The sequence below is a fragment of the Nonomuraea longicatena genome (genome assembly GCF_039525605.1).
In the GTDB taxonomy this organism is placed as follows: Bacteria; Actinomycetota; Actinomycetes; order Streptosporangiales; family Streptosporangiaceae; genus Nonomuraea; species Nonomuraea longicatena.
Window position 1 is genome coordinate 28,049 of the sequence record NZ_BAAAHQ010000065.1, and the last position, 15,653, is coordinate 43,701.

13 protein-coding genes are annotated in these 15,653 nt (G+C 70.7%); 5 read left to right on the forward strand and 8 right to left on the reverse strand.

From position 1 onward, the window contains the following. Window positions 1-6: 6 nt before the first annotated feature. Both ABD120_RS38870 and ABD120_RS38875 read left to right on the forward strand, forming a co-directional pair. Window positions 7-1,740 (forward strand): SDR family oxidoreductase, encoded by a 1,734-nt coding sequence (locus tag ABD120_RS38870; RefSeq protein ID WP_343955407.1) that lies wholly within the window; start codon window positions 7-9, stop codon window positions 1,738-1,740. A gap of 30 nt (window positions 1,741-1,770) precedes the next feature. After that, entirely contained in the window at window positions 1,771-2,418 is a 648-nt protein-coding gene (locus ABD120_RS38875) for a TetR/AcrR family transcriptional regulator (RefSeq protein ID WP_343955408.1), read from the forward strand. Between the two features lie 6 nt (window positions 2,419-2,424). On the opposite strand, the gene ABD120_RS38880 is transcribed toward ABD120_RS38875, so the two are convergent. Beyond that, window positions 2,425-2,736, reverse strand: a complete 312-nt coding sequence (locus ABD120_RS38880; RefSeq protein ID WP_343955410.1) for a hypothetical protein — start codon at window positions 2,734-2,736, stop codon at window positions 2,425-2,427. A gap of 163 nt (window positions 2,737-2,899) precedes the next feature. Between ABD120_RS38880 and ABD120_RS38885 the strand changes: the two genes are divergently transcribed. After that, window positions 2,900-3,430, forward strand: a complete 531-nt coding sequence (locus ABD120_RS38885; protein ID WP_343955412.1) for a tetratricopeptide repeat protein — start codon at window positions 2,900-2,902, stop codon at window positions 3,428-3,430. A 111-nt stretch (window positions 3,431-3,541) separates the two neighbouring features. Here the strand turns inward: ABD120_RS38885 and ABD120_RS38890 are convergent, their stop codons facing one another. The 6 genes from ABD120_RS38890 to dnaK form a co-directional block, all read right to left on the reverse strand. Further along, window positions 3,542-4,189: a hypothetical protein gene (locus tag ABD120_RS38890; protein WP_343955414.1), complete on the reverse strand. Its 648-nt coding sequence runs from the start codon at window positions 4,187-4,189 to the stop codon at window positions 3,542-3,544. Window positions 4,190-4,405: 216 nt separating this feature from the next. Beyond that, window positions 4,406-6,976: an ATP-dependent chaperone ClpB gene (gene clpB, locus ABD120_RS38895; RefSeq protein ID WP_343955416.1), complete on the reverse strand. Its 2,571-nt coding sequence runs from the start codon at window positions 6,974-6,976 to the stop codon at window positions 4,406-4,408. Window positions 6,977-6,983: 7 nt separating this feature from the next. Then, on the reverse strand, window positions 6,984-7,334 hold the full coding sequence (locus ABD120_RS38900; protein WP_425564115.1) for a heat shock protein transcriptional repressor HspR: 351 nt from the start codon (window positions 7,332-7,334) through the stop codon (window positions 6,984-6,986). Window positions 7,335-7,337: 3 nt separating this feature from the next. Then, window positions 7,338-8,516, reverse strand: a complete 1,179-nt coding sequence (gene dnaJ / locus ABD120_RS38905) for a molecular chaperone DnaJ (protein ID WP_343955418.1) — start codon at window positions 8,514-8,516, stop codon at window positions 7,338-7,340. 15 nt (window positions 8,517-8,531) lie between these two features. Further along, on the reverse strand, window positions 8,532-9,119 hold the full coding sequence (gene grpE, locus ABD120_RS38910) for a nucleotide exchange factor GrpE (RefSeq protein WP_343955420.1): 588 nt from the start codon (window positions 9,117-9,119) through the stop codon (window positions 8,532-8,534). Continuing rightward, complete coding sequence (gene dnaK, locus ABD120_RS38915; RefSeq protein ID WP_343955422.1) at window positions 9,119-10,990, reverse strand: molecular chaperone DnaK; 1,872 nt, start codon at window positions 10,988-10,990, stop codon at window positions 9,119-9,121. The genes grpE and dnaK overlap by 1 nt, the downstream gene beginning before the upstream one ends. Before the next feature lie 144 nt (window positions 10,991-11,134). Between dnaK and ABD120_RS38920 the strand changes: the two genes are divergently transcribed. Both ABD120_RS38920 and ABD120_RS38925 read left to right on the forward strand, forming a co-directional pair. Next, complete coding sequence (locus ABD120_RS38920; RefSeq protein ID WP_343955424.1) at window positions 11,135-11,662, forward strand: RNA polymerase sigma factor; 528 nt, start codon at window positions 11,135-11,137, stop codon at window positions 11,660-11,662. Then, window positions 11,655-12,596 carry a hypothetical protein gene (locus ABD120_RS38925; protein ID WP_343955426.1) on the forward strand — a complete coding sequence of 314 codons (942 nt, stop codon included), beginning with the start codon at window positions 11,655-11,657 and terminating at the stop codon, window positions 12,594-12,596. Before ABD120_RS38920 ends, ABD120_RS38925 begins: the two co-directional genes overlap by 8 nt. A gap of 44 nt (window positions 12,597-12,640) precedes the next feature. Here ABD120_RS38925 and ABD120_RS38930 read toward each other — a convergent pair whose 3' ends face one another. Beyond that, window positions 12,641-15,487: a LamG-like jellyroll fold domain-containing protein gene (locus tag ABD120_RS38930; protein WP_343955428.1), complete on the reverse strand. Its 2,847-nt coding sequence runs from the start codon at window positions 15,485-15,487 to the stop codon at window positions 12,641-12,643. Window positions 15,488-15,653 lie beyond the last annotated feature (166 nt).

A 15,653-nucleotide genomic window follows, 5' to 3' on the forward strand; every position in this document is an offset into this window, starting at 1 on the left:
TGGACTGTGCGTCTAATAGAGTCCGGCGGAGTACGGCTCGCCTTCTACGAGGACGGCGACCCGGGCAATCCGACGATCCTCCTCGTCCACGGCTACCCCGACACCCACCGGGTGTGGGACGAACTCGTCGAGCGACTGCGCGACCGCTTCCACGTGGCCCGCTACGACGTCAGGGGTGCGGGCGACTCCACGGCCCCGCGCGGGCCCGGCGGCTACGCCTTCGACCACCTCGCCGCCGACCTCGCGGCCGTCCTCGACGCGATCGGCAAGCCCCGCGTCCACCTCGTCGGCCACGACTGGGGCTCCATCCAGGGCTGGGACGCGCTCGGCCGGCCCGGACTGCGGACCCGTCTGGCCTCCTTCACCGGCTTCGGCGGTCCGGGCGCCGACCAGATCGCCCACTTCATGCGGCACGCGGGCCCGCTGCGGGTCGCCGACCAGAGCCTGCGCTCCTGGTACATCGGCCTCTTCCAGACGCCAGTGCTGCCCGAACTGGCCTGGCGCCGCTTCTTCCCCCGCCTGCTCGCGCGCACCCTGCGGCGCACCGACGGCGTCGGCCCCCGCCCCGGCCACCCCGCCCGCACGCTGCTCGCCGACGGCCGCAACGGGATCGGGCTCTACCGGGACGCGTTGTCCCGCCGCCTGGCCCACCCGGGAGACCCGGCCGTCGAGGTGCCCGTCCAGATCATCGCCGCCACCCGCGACCCCTTCGTCTCACCCGCCCTCGCCCGGTCGCTGACCCGGTGGCCCGCCCGGGCGTGGTACCGCCGCGTCGCCGCCGGACACTGGATCCAGCGCAGCCACCCGGACACCGTCGCCAGGATGGTCGGCGAGTTCGTCGCCCACCTCGAAGGGGCGCCGCCCGCCCGTGAACTCCGCAGGGCGCGGGTGCGCACCGGCGGCCGGGCCTACGCCGACCATCTTGTCGTGGTCACCGGCGCGGGCAGCGGCATCGGGCGGGCCACCGCGCGGGCCTTCGCCGCCCACGGCGCCGACGTGGTCTGCGCCGACCGGGACGTCGCCGCCGCCCAGCAGGTCGCCACGGAGATCGCCCGCCTGTGTCGGGGCGGGGCCGTGCCGTACGAGGTGGATGTGGGGGACGCCGCGCAGATGGCGACCTTCGCGCGCTGGGTCCGCGACCACCACGGCGTGCCCGACGTCGTGGTCAACAACGCGGGCATCGCCGTCAGCGGCCCCTTCATGGAACACCGCCTCGACGACTGGCGCAGGACGCTCGACGTGAACCGGTGGGGCGTCGTCCACGGCTGCCGCCTGTTCGCCCGCCAGATGATCGAGCGGGGAGAGGGCGGGCACCTGGTCAACATCGCCTCCCTCGCCGCCTTCGTGCCCACCACCAGCCTGTCGGCGTATTCCGCCGCCAAGGCGGCGGTCAAGACGCTCGGTGACTGCCTGCGCGCCGAACTCGCCGGGTACGGCATCGGCGTCAGCACCGTCTGCCCCGGGTTCGTGTCCACCGCCATCGCGCGCAACACCACCTACGTCGGCACCGACCGGCGGGCCGCCGCCGAACGCGCGCTGCGCCGCCGCGCCTACCCGCCCGAGCGGGTCGCCGCCCACGTTCTGCGGGCCGTCCGCCGCAACCGGGCCGTCGTGCCCGTCAACGCCGAAGGCAGGCTCGGATATGTGCTCTCACGCCTATCTCCTGGGGCGATACGCGCGATTACCCGTATATCCGGCGTGTTAGCCAGCGGTACCAGAAATCCTGGCGTAGGACGGTAACGATCACGGTTATCGGGGGAGGATTGGTTCGTGTCCACCCCCGAAACCGACGACCCGCAACCCCAGGTTCTGCGCAGACAGCCTGCCCAGCGGCGCAGTGCCCGCCGGGTGGAACGCATCCTCAGCGCCTGCGCCGTCCTGCTCGACGAGGTCGGCTACGAGGCCCTGTCCACCACCCGCATCGCCGAGCGGGCCGGCGTCGCGATCGGCTCGGTCTACCAGTTCTTCCCCGACAAACGGGCCATCACCCAGGAGCTCAGCCGGCGCAACGTCGAGCAGTTCGTCTCCAGGGTCGGCCGCAGGTTCATGGAGGAGGACTACCGAGGCTGGTGGGAGGCCGTCGACGCGATCATCGACGAGTACGTCGACATGCACCGCCGCGTCCCCGGGTTCAGGAGCCTGCGTTTCGGCGACATCGTCGACCTCAACCTGCTCGACGCCGACACCGACAACAACACCGTCATCGCCGGGCGGCTGCGCGGCCTGCTCCTCAAGGAGTACGGCCTGGCCGACAGCGCCCACCTCGACACGGCCGTGCTCGTGGCCGTCGAGGCCGGCGACGCCGTGCTCAAGCTGGCCTTCCGCCGCGACCCCGAAGGCGACCCCGACATCGTCGAGGCCGCCAAGCAGCTCATCAGGGGCTTCCTGTCCAGGCAACTGCGCACCTGGAAACCCTGAGGCCGATCAGCGCAGCCGCTGCGAGCGTTTCTTACCCGCCTTGTACTCCGGGGCGAACGCCGCCGACGGCTGTTGTGCCTGCGCCGGCGACCTCGGCGTGATCCCGCACGGGGCGGGGTAGGACACCGGATACGACACGGGCCGCAACTCCCGGGCCGAGCGCTCGTTCAGACGCATCTCCATGGCGTGCAGCTTGCGTTCGGCGGCCTCCAGCGACTCGACGCGCGCGGACAGATACCCCGTCACGCCCGGAACCACCGCCGACAACACCACCGCGCACGCCAGCGAGAAGGTCATCTGCTTGGAAGAAACACCCATCACAGCTCCCCTCCATCGCGTCCGCGCGACGGGGATATGCCCTTCCGCCAGGCAGGACACGCTGATCGTGAACAGAGTTGTGCGAGGCGTTACCCAATCTGGGCGTGTCTCGCCCTGCGCATTGCCCAGCGCAGACACCGGGCGGCTCGGTAGTCTCGGCGGTGTGGCGTATGTGACCCGTGAGCACCTTGATCGCCTGCTTGAGCGGGCACTTCTGGCCGACGACCACAGCTCGCTGGCCAGGCAACTCGACGATCTCGCCGTCTACTACTCAGAGGGGGAGGTGTCGAAGGCGGCGATTCTCGTACTCGCCGCCGAGGAATGGCGGGCCGCCGGACATCCCGTGCGGGCCCTCGACTGCTACCAGCGAGCCCTTGAGGACGGCGGGGAGTCCGGCGTCGATCCGCGCGCCGGCATCGCCGACACCCTCTTCGAACTCGACCGCCCGGACGAGGCCCGCGAGCTGATCGCGGAGCTGCGCGCGGAACCCGTCCTCACCCCGGCGACCGCGCACAACGTCGCGGAGACCCTCGTGGCCTACGGCGACCTGCGCGGCGGCCTCGACTGGGTCACCCAGGCGGTGCTGACGTGCGAGCGCGACGACCCCGAGCACGTGGCGCTGTTGCGCACGCGCTACCGCATCAGGGTCGATCTCGGGCTGCCGGAGGACGAGCTCGACGCGCTCGTCTCGTGACGCGCGAAGGGCCGCGACCCCTCAGCTCAGGTCGCGGCCCACGGGCGTGGACGGGTGGCGCGCACCGCCCACAGACTGTGCCGGGCGGAGGTACCGTCCGCCCGGGGGACATCAGGGCAGCTTGAGTCCCTTGACCAGGCCGTCCACGGCCTTGCCGTCAGAGACGGGCAGCTTCGACAGCGGCAGCTTCGAGACCGGCAGTCCCGACAGCGGCAGCTTCGAGGTGGGCAGGTTACCGCCCACCTTGTCCGTGATGCCGCCGACGGACTGTCCGAGCCGCAGCGGCTCCTTCACGGTGGCGGGCAGCGCACCGGTGCCGGGCAGCGAGGGCACCTCGCTCAGCGGCAGCCCCTTGCTCAGGGGCAGTGCGTCGCCCAGGGGCAGGTCCTTGCCGAGCGGCAGTCCCTTGCCCTGGGTCAGTGAGCCCACGTCGGGCAGCGACGGCACGGTCGCCATCCGGCGTACGTCGGGCAGCCCCGCCTCACCCGGGACCCCCTCCGGCAGCGCCGGAAGACCCGCGGCGGCGGCGACGCCGCCCAGGTCGGTGAAGCTCAGCACCGCCGACGCCTTGGAAAGGCCAGGCAGCCCAGCCTGCTTGGCCAGCGCCTCGGCGGTCATCGCCACGTCGCTTCCCTTGCGCGCCGACATCTCGCTGAGGCTGCCCGTGGCCTTGACATCGAGCGCCTCGTCGCAGACCTGCGCCAGCGAGTCCGGGCCCTTGAGCAGGGCCACCCGGTCCGTGCAGGGCTCAGCGTTCACCGGACCAGCGGCCAACCAGCTCACCCCCGTGGCCAGAGCGGCAACCGCAAGGATGCTCCGGATGTTCCGAGATGACACGTCACGTCCCCCTGATCGTTTTCGGTGATCCGACGACGCTGAAGCTAGTCACGCGGCCGGGACGGAGAGGGGGTCTTGTCCGAAGGGTGGGCCAGACCTTACCGACGGCCCCGGCCGGTTGTCCGGGGCCGGGGGCGCCTATGCTGCGCGGTTTACCGTGAGCTCGTCGTCGCCGAGGTCGACGCGGACCGTGTCACCGTCGGCCACCTCGCCCGACAGGACCGCTTTGGCGAGCTTGTCGCCGATCGCGGACTGCACCAGCCGCCGCAGCGGGCGGGCGCCGTACATCGGGTCGTAGCCGGTCAGCGACAGCCACTCACGGGCCGCCGCCGTCACGTCGAGCGTGAGACGCCGCTCGGCCAGCCGCGCGGCCAGCCGGTCGACCTGCAGATCGACGATCCGGCCCAGTTCCTCGGAGCCGAGCGCGTCGAACAGGATGACGTCGTCGAGCCGGTTGAGGAACTCCGGTTTGAACGAGCTCCTGACCGCGCCCATCACGGCTTCGCGCTTGGCGCCGTTCTCCAGCTTCGGATCGACCAGGAACTGCGAGCCGATGTTGGAGGTCAGGATCAGGATCGTGTTGCGGAAGTCGACCGTGCGGCCCTGCCCGTCGGTGAGCCGGCCGTCGTCGAGCACCTGCAGCAGGACGTCGAAGACCTCCGGATGGGCCTTCTCGACCTCGTCGAGCAGCACCACCGTGTACGGCCTGCGGCGCACCGCCTCGGTGAGCTGGCCGCCCTCCTCGTAGCCGATGTAGCCGGGCGGCGCCCCGACCAGCCGGGCCACCGAGTGCTTCTCCGAGTACTCGCTCATGTCGATGCGGGTCATCGCCCGCTCGTCGTCGAACAGGAACTCCGCCAGCGCCTTGGCCAGCTCCGTCTTGCCCACCCCCGTGGGGCCGAGGAACAGGAAGGAGCCGGTCGGCCGGTCGGGGTCGGAGATGCCCGCGCGGCTGCGCCGGACGGCGTCGGAGACCGCCTGGACGGCCGTCCGCTGCCCGATGAGCCGCCTGCCCAGCTCGCCCTCCATGCGCAGCAGCTTGGCCGTCTCGGCCTCCAGCAGGCGCCCGGCCGGGATGCCCGTCCACGACGAGATGACCTCGGCGATGTCGTCGGCGCCGACCTCCTCCTTGACCATCTGCTGCTCGGGCGTCTCCTGGGCCGCCGCCGCGACCTCGCGCTCCAGGCGCGGCACCTCGTCGTAGAGCAGCCGGGAGGCCTCGGCGTAGTTGCCGTCGCGCTGGTGGCGGTCGGCGGTGCTGCGGGTCTCGTCGAGCTGCTTCTTCAGCTCGCCGACCTTGTTGAGCCCGGCCTTCTCCCGCTCCCAGCGGCCGACCAGCGCGTTGAGTTCCTCCTGGCGGTCGGCGAGCTCTTTGCGCAGGCGCTCCAGCCGCTGCACGGAGGCGTCGTCGGTCTCCTTGCCGAGCGCGAGCTCCTCCATCTTCAGGCGGTCGACGGAGCGCTGGAGCTCGTCGATCGCGACCGGGCGCGAGTCGATCTCCATGCGCAGCCGGGAGGCGGCCTCGTCGACCAGGTCGATGGCCTTGTCGGGCAGGAAACGGCTGGTGATGTAGCGGTCGGACAGGGCCGCCGCCGCCACCAGCGCGCCGTCGGCGATCTGCACTTGGTGGTGGGCCTCGTAGCGGCCCTTCAGCCCGCGCAGGATCGCGATCGTGTCCTCGACGGACGGCTCGCCGACGTACACCTGCTGGAAGCGGCGCTCCAGCGCCGGGTCCTTCTCGATGCGCTCGCGGTACTCGTCGAGCGTGGTCGCGCCGATCATGCGCAGCTCGCCCCTGGCCAGCATCGGCTTGAGCATGTTGCCGGCGTCCATGGCGCCCTCCGCGGCCCCCGCGCCGACGACGGTGTGCAGCTCGTCGATGAAGGTCACGACCTGCCCGTCGCTCTCCTTGATCTCGGAGAGCACGGCCTTCAGCCGCTCCTCGAACTCACCCCGGTACTTCGCGCCCGCCACCATCGCGCCCAGGTCGAGCGCGACGAGCCGCTTGTTGCGCAGCGACTCGGGCACGTCGCCCGCCACGATGCGCTGGGCCAGCCCTTCGACGACGGCGGTCTTGCCGACGCCCGGCTCGCCGATCAGGACCGGGTTGTTCTTGGTGCGGCGGCTGAGCACCTGCACCACCCGGCGGATCTCGGAGTCGCGGCCGATCACCGGGTCGAGCTTGCCGCTGCGGGCCCGCTCGGTCAGGTCGACGCCGTACTTCTCCAGCGCCTTGTAGGTGTCTTCGGGCGTCTCGCTGGTGACCCTGACGTGGCCGCGTACCTTCTCGAAGGCGTCGAGCAGCGCCTCCGGCGTCGCGCCCTGCGCCTTGAGCAGGTCGGCGGCCTGGCCGCCGTCGGCGGCGAGGGCGACCAGCAGGTGCTCGGTCGAGACGTACTCGTCCTCCAGGCGCTTGGCGCGCTGGGCGGCCGTGTTGAGCACCGTGAGGAGCTGCCGCGAACTCGACGGCGCCGACACCGTGGCCCCCTGCGCCTTCGGCAGCCCCGCCAGCAGTTCCTCCGCCTTGGCGCGCAGCGCCTTCCAGTCGGCGCCGACGGCCTCCAGCAGAGGTACGGCGGTGCCCCCCGTCTGGGCCAGCAGAGTGGTCAGCAGGTGGGCCGGGGCGATCTCCGGGTTGCCCTCGGCGGCGGCTCGCCGCATGGCCCCCGAAAGCGCCTCCTGGCTCTTCTGGGTGAGCTTGTAGTCCATGGTGTTCTTACGCCCCCGGTGGCAGCTCGTAACGGATGAGCGCCCGCACCATCTGCATCTCGGCCCTCAGCCGGTGTACCTCCTCACGCAGCCGGAGGGCCTCGTTCTCGAGTTCGAGGATGCGCTTGATGCCCGCGAGGTTGATGCCCTCCTCCTGGGACAGGCGCTGGACCTCGCGTAGCTGGATGATGTCGCGCGTCGAATAAAGGCGGCCGCGCCCTGCGGTGCGGCCCGGGCAGACCAGCCCGAGCCGGTCGTACTGCCGCAGCGTCTGCGGGTGCAGGCCGGACAGCTGGGCGGCCACGGAGATCACATAGACCGGCGTGTCGTCTGACAGGTTGAAATAGTTGGCGTCCATCGGCTACTCGCTTCTGGCTCGCTGGATCAGTTCGGCACGCGGGTCGTCGCCCGCCGTCGCCGTGTTGAACTCCGTGAGGAGGTCACGCGACTTGTCGTCGAGCGTCTTGGGTACCAGGACCTCGATGCTGGCGAGGAGGTCGCCCTTGGTCCCGTCCTTGCGGGTGACGCCCCGGCCCCGCACCCGGAAGGTGCGGCCGTTGGGTGTGCCCGAGGGGATGCGCAGCGTGACCGGCAGGCCCTTGAGGATCGGCACCTTGATCTCGGCGCCGAGCGCCGCCTCGGAGAACGTGACGGGCACCGTGATCGTCAGGTTGTCGGCCGAACGGCCGAACACGGCGTGCGGCTTGACGTGCGTGAGGATGTAGAGGTCGCCCGCAGGGCCGCCATTCTCGCCCGGCGCGCCCTTGGCCTTGAGCTTGACCCGCTGGCCGTCGGCCACACCGGCGGGGATGCGCGCCTGGAGGGTGCGCGTGCTCTTGGCCCGGCCGCTGCCCTCGCAGTCGGGACAGGGGTCGTCGACGATGAGGCCGCGCCCCTTGCAGTCGCGGCACGGCTCCGAGAAGGCGAAGTTGCCGAGGTTGCGGCTGGCCGCGCCGGTGCCCTCGCAGGTCGCGCACACGCGCGGGGTGGTGCCCGCCTTGGCGCCCGTCCCGCTGCAGGACTTGCAGGCCGCGGAGCTGGTCAGCCGGAGTGAGACCGTGCTGCCCTCGACGGCCTCGGTGAAGGTCAGCGTGACCTCGGACTCGATGTCCTGCCCGCGCCGGGGCCTGGTCGTGCTGGTGGTGCGGCCGCCGGGCGCGCCGCCCCGGTTGAACAGGCCGCCGAACAGGTCGCCGAGGCGTTCGCCCGCACCGCCGCTCTGCTGGCCGGCGGTGCCGCCGAACAGGTCGCCGAAGTCGAACGGGAATCCGCCACCGCCCGGACGCGGGCCCCCGACCCCGGAGCCGAACAGCGTCCTGGCCTCGTCGTACTCCTTGCGCCGCTTGGCGTCGGAGAGCACGTCGTTGGCCTCGGAGATCTCCTTGAACCTGGCCTCCTTGGCGGTGTCACCCTGGTTGGTGTCGGGGTGGTACTGCCTGGCCAGCTTCCGGTAAGCCTTCTTGATCTCTTCGGCGGTGGCGGTTTTGGGCACACCAAGGACCGCGTAGTAGTCCTTCTCAAGGTAGTCCTTGGTGCTCATCGATGGCCCTTCGTCCTAATTGTCGTCGTCGGTGTCGGCGGTGGGGGTGTCTTCGGGCTCGGCCACGGCCACCCGGGCCGGGCGCAGCACCCGCTCGCCCATGCGGTAGCCGGACTGCAGCACCTCGATGGCGGTCGGCTCTGACACCTCCGACGAGTAGCTGTGCATCAGCGCCTCGTGGATGGTCGGGTCGAAGGGGTCGCCCTTCTGACCGAACGAACTGAGCCCCAGCTTGGTCACGACCGCGTCCAGCGACTCCGCCACCTTCGCGAAGCCGCCGGTGAGCTCGCCGTGGTCGCGGGCCCTGCCGATGTCGTCGAGGACGGGCAGGAGCTCGGTGAGAGCCCCCGCGACGGCCTGCTCGCGGACCGCGACACGGTCACGCTCGACCCGGCGGCGGTAGTTGGTGTACTCCGCCTGGAGCCGCTGGAGGTCGGCGGTGCGCTCGGCCAGCAGGCCGTCGCCCAGCGGGCCGTCCTGAGGGAGGGGGGCCGGAGCGGCCTCGGGCTGCTCCGCCTCCTTCTCCTCTGCGTGTCGTGCCTTGCCGGTCTCCGGGTCGATCTTGCGATTGTCGCGGATGACCGGCTCCTCCGCGCCTGGCATCACTGGTCCTTCTTCGGCTGCTCGTCGTCGACGATCTCGGCCTCGACCACGTCGTCGTCGTCCTTCTTCGCCTGCTCGTCGCCCGCCGCGCCGCCCTGCGGAGCGCCGTCGCCGCCGCCCTGCTGGTTCTGCGCGTAGATGGCCGAGCCCATCTTCTGGCTCACCGTCGCGAGCTTCTCCGCACTCGTACGGATCACATCGGTGTCGGTGCCCTCAAGAGCGTTCTTCAGCTCGGCGAGAGCCTCGCTGACCTCGGTCTTGATGTCGCCCGGGATCTTGTCGTCGTTCTCGCGGAGGAACTTCTCCGTCTGGTAGGCGAGACCGTCGGCGTTGTTGCGCACCTCGGCCTCGTCACGACGCTTCTTGTCCTCTTCGGCGTAGGACTCGGCCTCGCGCATCATGCGCGCGATGTCGTCCTTCGGCAGCGCGGAGCCGCCGGTGATCGTCATCGTCTGCTCCTTGCCGGTGCCGAGGTCCTTGGCGGAGACGTTGACGATGCCGTTGGCGTCGATGTCGAAGGTGACCTCGATCTGCGGGATGCCGCGCGGCGCCGGGGCGATGCCGGTCAGGTCGAAGGTGGCCAGCTTCATGTTGTAAGAAGCGATCTCGCGCTCGCCCTGGTAGACCTGGATCTGCACCGACGGCTGGTTGTCCTCGGCCGTGGTGAAGACCTCGGAGCGCTTGGTCGGGATCGTGGTGTTGCGCTCGATGATCTTGGTGAAGATGCCGCCCTTGGTCTCGATGCCCAGCGACAGCGGGGTCACGTCGAGCAGCAGGACGTCCTTGACCTCGCCCTTGAGCACACCGGCCTGGAGCGCCGCGCCGATGGCGACGACCTCGTCGGGGTTGACGCCCTTGTTGGGCTCCTTGCCGCCGGTCAGCTCCTTGACCAGCTCGGAGACTGCGGGCATCCGGGTCGAGCCGCCGACGAGCACCACGTGGGCGATGTCGGAGATCTTGATGCCGGCGTCCTTGATGACCTGGTGGAACGGGCCCTTGGTCCGCTCAAGCAGGTCGGCGGTCAGCCGCTGGAACTCCGCCCGGGTGAGCTTCTCGTCGAGGTGCAGCGGGCCCTCGGCGGAGGCGGTGATGTAGGGCAGGTTGATGTTGGTCTCGGCCTGGCTGGACAGCTCGATCTTGGCCTTCTCCGACGCCTCGCGCAGGCGCTGGAGGGCCATCTTGTCCTTGGCCAGGTCGACGCCGTGGGCGTTCTGGAAGCGCTTGACCAGCTCGTCGACGACCCTCTGGTCCCAGTCGTCGCCGCCGAGGTGGTTGTCGCCGGAGGTGGCCTTGACCTCGACGAAGCCGTGGCCGTCCTCCTGGCCGACGTCGAGCAGCGACACGTCGAAGGTGCCGCCGCCGAGGTCGAAGACCAGGATGGTCTGGTCCTTGTCCTTGTCGAGGCCGTAGGCGAGGGCGGCGGCGGTCGGCTCGTTGATGATGCGGAGCACGTTGAGGCCCGCGACCTGGCCGGCCTCCTTGGTGGCCTGGCGCTGCGAGTCGTTGAAGTAGGCCGGGACGGTGACCACCGCGTCGGTGATCTTCTCGCCGAGGTAGGCCTCCGCGTCCTGCTTGAGCTTCTGCAGGACGAAGGCGCTGATCTGCTGCGGGGAGAACTTCTTGCCGTCGATCTCCTGGGACCAGTCGGTGCCCATCTCGCGCTTGACGGAGCGGATGGTCCGGTCGACGTTGGTGACGGCCTGCCGCTTGGCGACCTCACCGACGAGGACCTCGCCGTTCTTGGCGAACGCGACCACGGACGGCGTGGTCCGCGAGCCCTGCGCGTTGGCGATGACGGTGGGCTCACCGCCCTCGAGGATCGAGACGACAGAGTTGGTCGTCCCCAGGTCGATACCTACCGCACGTGCCATGAGTACGTCCTTGTAGTCAAAGTTGAGTCCGTTGCGCTCAACCTACGGAGGCGGGGTGCCTTTGTCAAACGAGTTGAGCCTACCCGACTCAACCCGGTGCGGCGTGAAAGCATTCCGCTCCCCGAGGCAACAACGGGTGTGATCGTGCACAACACGCGTAACGGGGTGGAACGCTTACGGGTTCCACCCGATCTCTTCGAGACGCACTTCGAGGAGATCCACCGCTACATCGCGCGCCGCCTGTCCGACGACGTCGCCGACGACCTGGCCGCCGACGTCTTCCTCGTGGCGCTGCGCGGCGGATACGACGGCGTCAAGGGCGAGGTCAGGCCCTGGCTGTACGGCATCGCCACCAACCTGGTGGCGCGGCATCGCCGTACGGAGGTGAGCCGGTTGAAGGCGCTGGCCCGCGCCGCCGAGCGCCACGTCGAGGACCGCGAGGACGAACTGCTCGACCGCGTGGACGCCGCCCGCTTCACCGGTCCGCTGGCGGGGGCGCTGGCCGGACTCAAACGGCGCGACCGGGACGTGGTCCTGCTGATCGCGCTCAGCGGGCTGACCCACGCGGAGGTCGCCGAGGCGCTCGGCATCCCCTACGGAACCGTCGCGTCCCGGCTCAACCGGGCACGCAAGCAACTGCGCAAGGCTTTGAAGGAGGACGTCGATGGATGAGCTCGACCTGATCTCGCGCGCACTGCCCGAGGCGCGCCCGCTGTCACCCGAGGTCGTGGCACAGGCCCGCGCCCGGGTGGCCACCGCACGGGCACCGAGGCACCGTTCCAGGGCATGGACGTGGACATGGGCGGGGGCCGCGATCGGAACGGCGGCGGTCGTGGGTGTCGTCGCGCTGGTGGCGAACATGGCCGAGCCCGCCGCACCGATCCTCGCCTCGCAGGCGAAACCCAACCAGGCACTGTACGACCTCGCCGACAAGGTGGAGCAGCTCAAGGAGCCGACGACGGGACGGTACTGGTCGGAGCTCAAAAGGGAAGGGGAGGGCGGCAAGACCGCGACGGAGGACCGCTGGGTGCCGCGCGTCGCCGCCGACGACCCGGTGCTGATCAAGAGGAGCTACAAGAAGAGCTGTGTCGTCCACAGGCTCGACCTAGGCGGCAGGTGGCCTGATACCGGCCTCGGAGAGTTCAGCATGGTCGAACTCGGCGCGCTGCCCTCGGATCAGGCGGCGCTCGAACGGAAGCTTCGCGGGTTCCACAAGGTCTGGTACGACAGGGGCTTCAAGGACTCGTTCGAGGACTTCCTCCCGGGGGCGGCCAGCCTGCTGAGCATGCCGGTCAAGCCCGCCGTCAGGGCATCCGTGTTGCGCATCCTGGCGGCGGCGCCGCACACCAGGGTCCACGGCACCGCCACCGACCCGCTGGGCCGCCCCGGCCTGCTCGTGACGTTCGCCAAGCCGGGCGCGGGCGGGACGATCGGCAAGGTGGCGGTCTCCTACCGGACCTTCCTCAACCCCTCGGACGGCAGGTGGCTGGCCGTTGTCGCGCTCGCCGACAAGGACCAGCGGGTCGTGTCGTACAGCGCGCTGGTGTCCGGCGGCTGGGTGGACGAGCGGCCGTTGGTGCCGAAGGGGTGCAAGCTGAAGGGGTGAGGTGGGACGGCCCCGGGCCGCCAGGGTCCGGGGCCGCCGCCGTGTCAGGGGATCGGGGTGTTCATGTCGGTGATGATCTGGGCCGGGGTCAGTGCCCGGTCGTAGATCCGCACCTCGTCGATGAGGCCGTTGAAGTACTCGCCCCAGACGCTGTTGCCGCCGATGCGCAACACACCCCCATCAGTCCTGATATTTCCGGACGTGGTGAAGTAACTGGACTCGACGCCGTTCACGTACATCCGCAGCGTGGCGCCGTCGTAGGTCGCCGCCACGTGGGTCCAGGTGTCCAGCGGCAGCGCGGCGGCGCCGAACAGCCCGCGCTCGGTGCCCGTGTGGATCGCCGCGTGCGGGCGCCCGCTGACGTCCAGCACGTAGGCGAACCCGCCCGCGTACTCCTTCATCAGGATCGTCCGCCACTGCGTGGTGACGGCCGGTCTGACCCACGCCTCCACCGTCATCCCACTGGTCAGCCGCAGGCTGGGGGAGTCGGGCACGGTCACCCACCCCGACCCCCCGCCGAACGCCAGCGCCCCGCCGTACTTCCCGGCCGCCCAGGTGGCGCCTGCGGCGGTGCCGTGGTTGGCGGCGGCGGAGGCGTCGCCCACCGAGGTCCCCGAACCCTCGTTCATCCCGAACGCCGCCACCGGTCCCGGCGGCCCCGCAACGGTCTCGTACGTCGCCGTGTACGTCGCGGGCGTGGCGGGCGCGGTGATGTTGTGCGCGGCGGCGCCCCCGTCCGACCAGGACACGAACCCCTGGTCGCCCTGTGGCGTCGGCGCCGACAGACTGACGCTGGAGCCGACGATGACCGTCCTGGTGAACGGCGTGACGGCCTGCTCGGCGTTGAAGCCGAGCCGCAGGCCGGGCGGCGAGCTGCGCAGCGTGAGCTGCACCGTCTTGGGCTGCAGCAGCACGCTCTGGGTGCCGGTGAGCCCGTGCGCGTCCGTGACCGTCAGGCGCAGCTCCAGGTGCGACGGGTACTCGTGGTCCGGCGCGGGGAAGCTGCCGCTCGCCCCGGTGAACGTGGTGATCTCGTGCTCGTGGCAGCCGCCCGGACAGTGGTGCATGATCAGTTTCCAGCTCATCCGGGAGCCGGGGATCGTGCCGTCCTGGGCGTCGGTGCCGGTGCCCGAGAAGCCGATCGTCTCGCCGACCGCCCAGGTCGTCGCGGCGGTGGGCGTGGTGATGGACGCGGTGGGCGCGGTGTTGCCGACGTTGACCGTCACCGTGGCGTCGCCCTGCCCGCCCCTGCCGTCGCTCACCCGCAGCCGCACCGTCACCGAGCCCGGCTGCGGGTACGTCCGCGACGGCGCGGCGGCGGTGGAGTCGTCGAGGTCGCCGTCGCCGTCCAGGTCCCAGGCGTAGGTGAGCGGGTCGCCGTCGGCGTCCGTGGAGCCGGTGCCGGAGAAGTTCACGGTCAGCGGCGCGGAACCGGAGGTCGCGCTCGCGGTGATGACCGCCGTCGGCGGGGTGTTGTCGTAGACGTAGCGCACGATCGTGCCCGCGTTGATGTCCACCGCGAACAGATCGCCGTTGGGCCCGGTCTCCAGTTCGACCGATCCGACGCCCGAGTCGAACGTGGTGATCGAGGCCGGGTCCGGGAGGCCGTTGGCGCCCTTGGTCATCACCCACACGCACGAGCGGCTGTAGTCGGACAGGAACAGCGCGCCGTCGTAGGGGTCCGGGTAGGGCCCGCCGTTGTAGAAGGCGACGCCGCTGGCGGAGGAGTTGCCGCTGGGGCAGGGGTCGCCGGGCGCGGGCCGGGTGCTGTGGTTCCAGGCGAAGTACGGCGCCGCGTGCGCCGACGGGCCCGAGGCGTACAGGCTCTCGCACAGGTTCAGGTTGAGCGCGTCGTAGCCGCCCTGCCGGTTCGGCCCCTCGTAGCAGGGCCAGCCGAAGTTGGTGACGCCCGCCGTCGGCGAGACGACGCGGTTGATCTCCTCGAAGACGTTCCAGCCGACCTCGCCGATCCACATCTCGGAGGTGCCGGGGCGGGCGGTGAGCCGGAACGGGTTGCGCAGCCCGGTGGCGACGATCCTGCGGGTGCCGGGGTCGGGGCTGGCCGCGCCCGGGTTGCCGGGGGCGCCCGCGCCGGTGTCGGGGTGCACGCGGATCAGCGTGCCGTCGAGGCCGGCGGGATCGGCGGAGGTGCGCACGTCCTGGGCGCGCAGTGCGCCGCCTTCGGCGGCGGGCGGGCTCAGCGCGGTGCCGACGGGGGAGGGCGGGTCGCCGCACGGGTTGTCCGGGGTGACGTCCGAAAGCGGGGAGTTGTCCTGGCCGTAGTCGGCGAAGTTGAAGCTGGCGCCGTCACCGGCGGTCGCGTACAGCATGCCGTCGGCGCCGAACTGCAGGTCGCCGGTGGAGTGGCTCGGGTACTGCTGGCACCAGTCGGTGATCAGCGGGGTCTCCGCGCCGGTGGCCGAGACGACCGACAGGCGGCCGGTGATGAGGCAGCCGTCGCCGGTGGCGCCGGGCGGGGTGGGGCAGGGGTCGTCCGTGGCGCCCGCCGTGCCCCAGCGTGGAGCGTTCCCGCCTGGGACGGCGTCGCGCGCGTACAGGACGTACAGGCGCGGGTCGGCGGGGAAGTTCGGGTGCAGCGCCATGCCGAGCAGGCCGCGGTCCCAGAAGTTGTGGACCTGGGTGCGCAGGTCGGCGTAGACCGACGGGGTGGTGTCCGCGAGGGAGTCGAAGACCTTGACGACGCCGCTCTTCTCGGCCACGAAGACGCGGCCGTCGGCGGCGAACTCGACGTTGGTGGGCCGGGTCAGGCCGCTGAAGACGACCTGTTTCTGGAATCGCGCGGGCAGGGCCTGCGCGGCCGGAGCGGTCATGGCGACCACCCCGGCGACGAGTAAGGCGATGGACAGGGAAGCGCGTAACAGCCGTCTCACGTGGAACCCCCAGTGACTCGGTGGCGCCCCCGTTCGCCGATATCTCGACTTATCGCAATGAATCGGGGGTCTGTCACCGGGCCTGTCCACATGTGGACAGGGATGCTCCTATCGATGTCAAGCCGCGAGTTCATGATCGTTCGTGGTGATGATCTGGTAGAGCTCG

Bases quoted from the DNA above. Each gene is read 5' to 3' on its own strand.
- ABD120_RS38880 (WP_343955410.1), bottom strand. From the start codon at position 2,736: ATGGGTGTTTCTTCCAAGCAGATGACCTTCTCGCTGGCGTGCGCGGTG.
- clpB (WP_343955416.1), bottom strand. From the start codon at position 6,976: ATGGACTACAAGCTCACCCAGAAGAGCCAGGAGGCGCTTTCGGGGGCC.
- ABD120_RS38925 (WP_343955426.1), top strand. From the start codon at position 11,655: ATGGATGAGCTCGACCTGATCTCGCGCGCACTGCCCGAGGCGCGCCCG.
- dnaJ (WP_343955418.1), bottom strand. From the start codon at position 8,516: ATGAGCACCAAGGACTACCTTGAGAAGGACTACTACGCGGTCCTTGGT.
- grpE (WP_343955420.1), bottom strand. From the start codon at position 9,119: ATGCCAGGCGCGGAGGAGCCGGTCATCCGCGACAATCGCAAGATCGAC.
- dnaK (WP_343955422.1), bottom strand. From the start codon at position 10,990: ATGGCACGTGCGGTAGGTATCGACCTGGGGACGACCAACTCTGTCGTC.
- ABD120_RS38900 (WP_425564115.1), bottom strand. From the start codon at position 7,334: ATGGACGCCAACTATTTCAACCTGTCAGACGACACGCCGGTCTATGTG.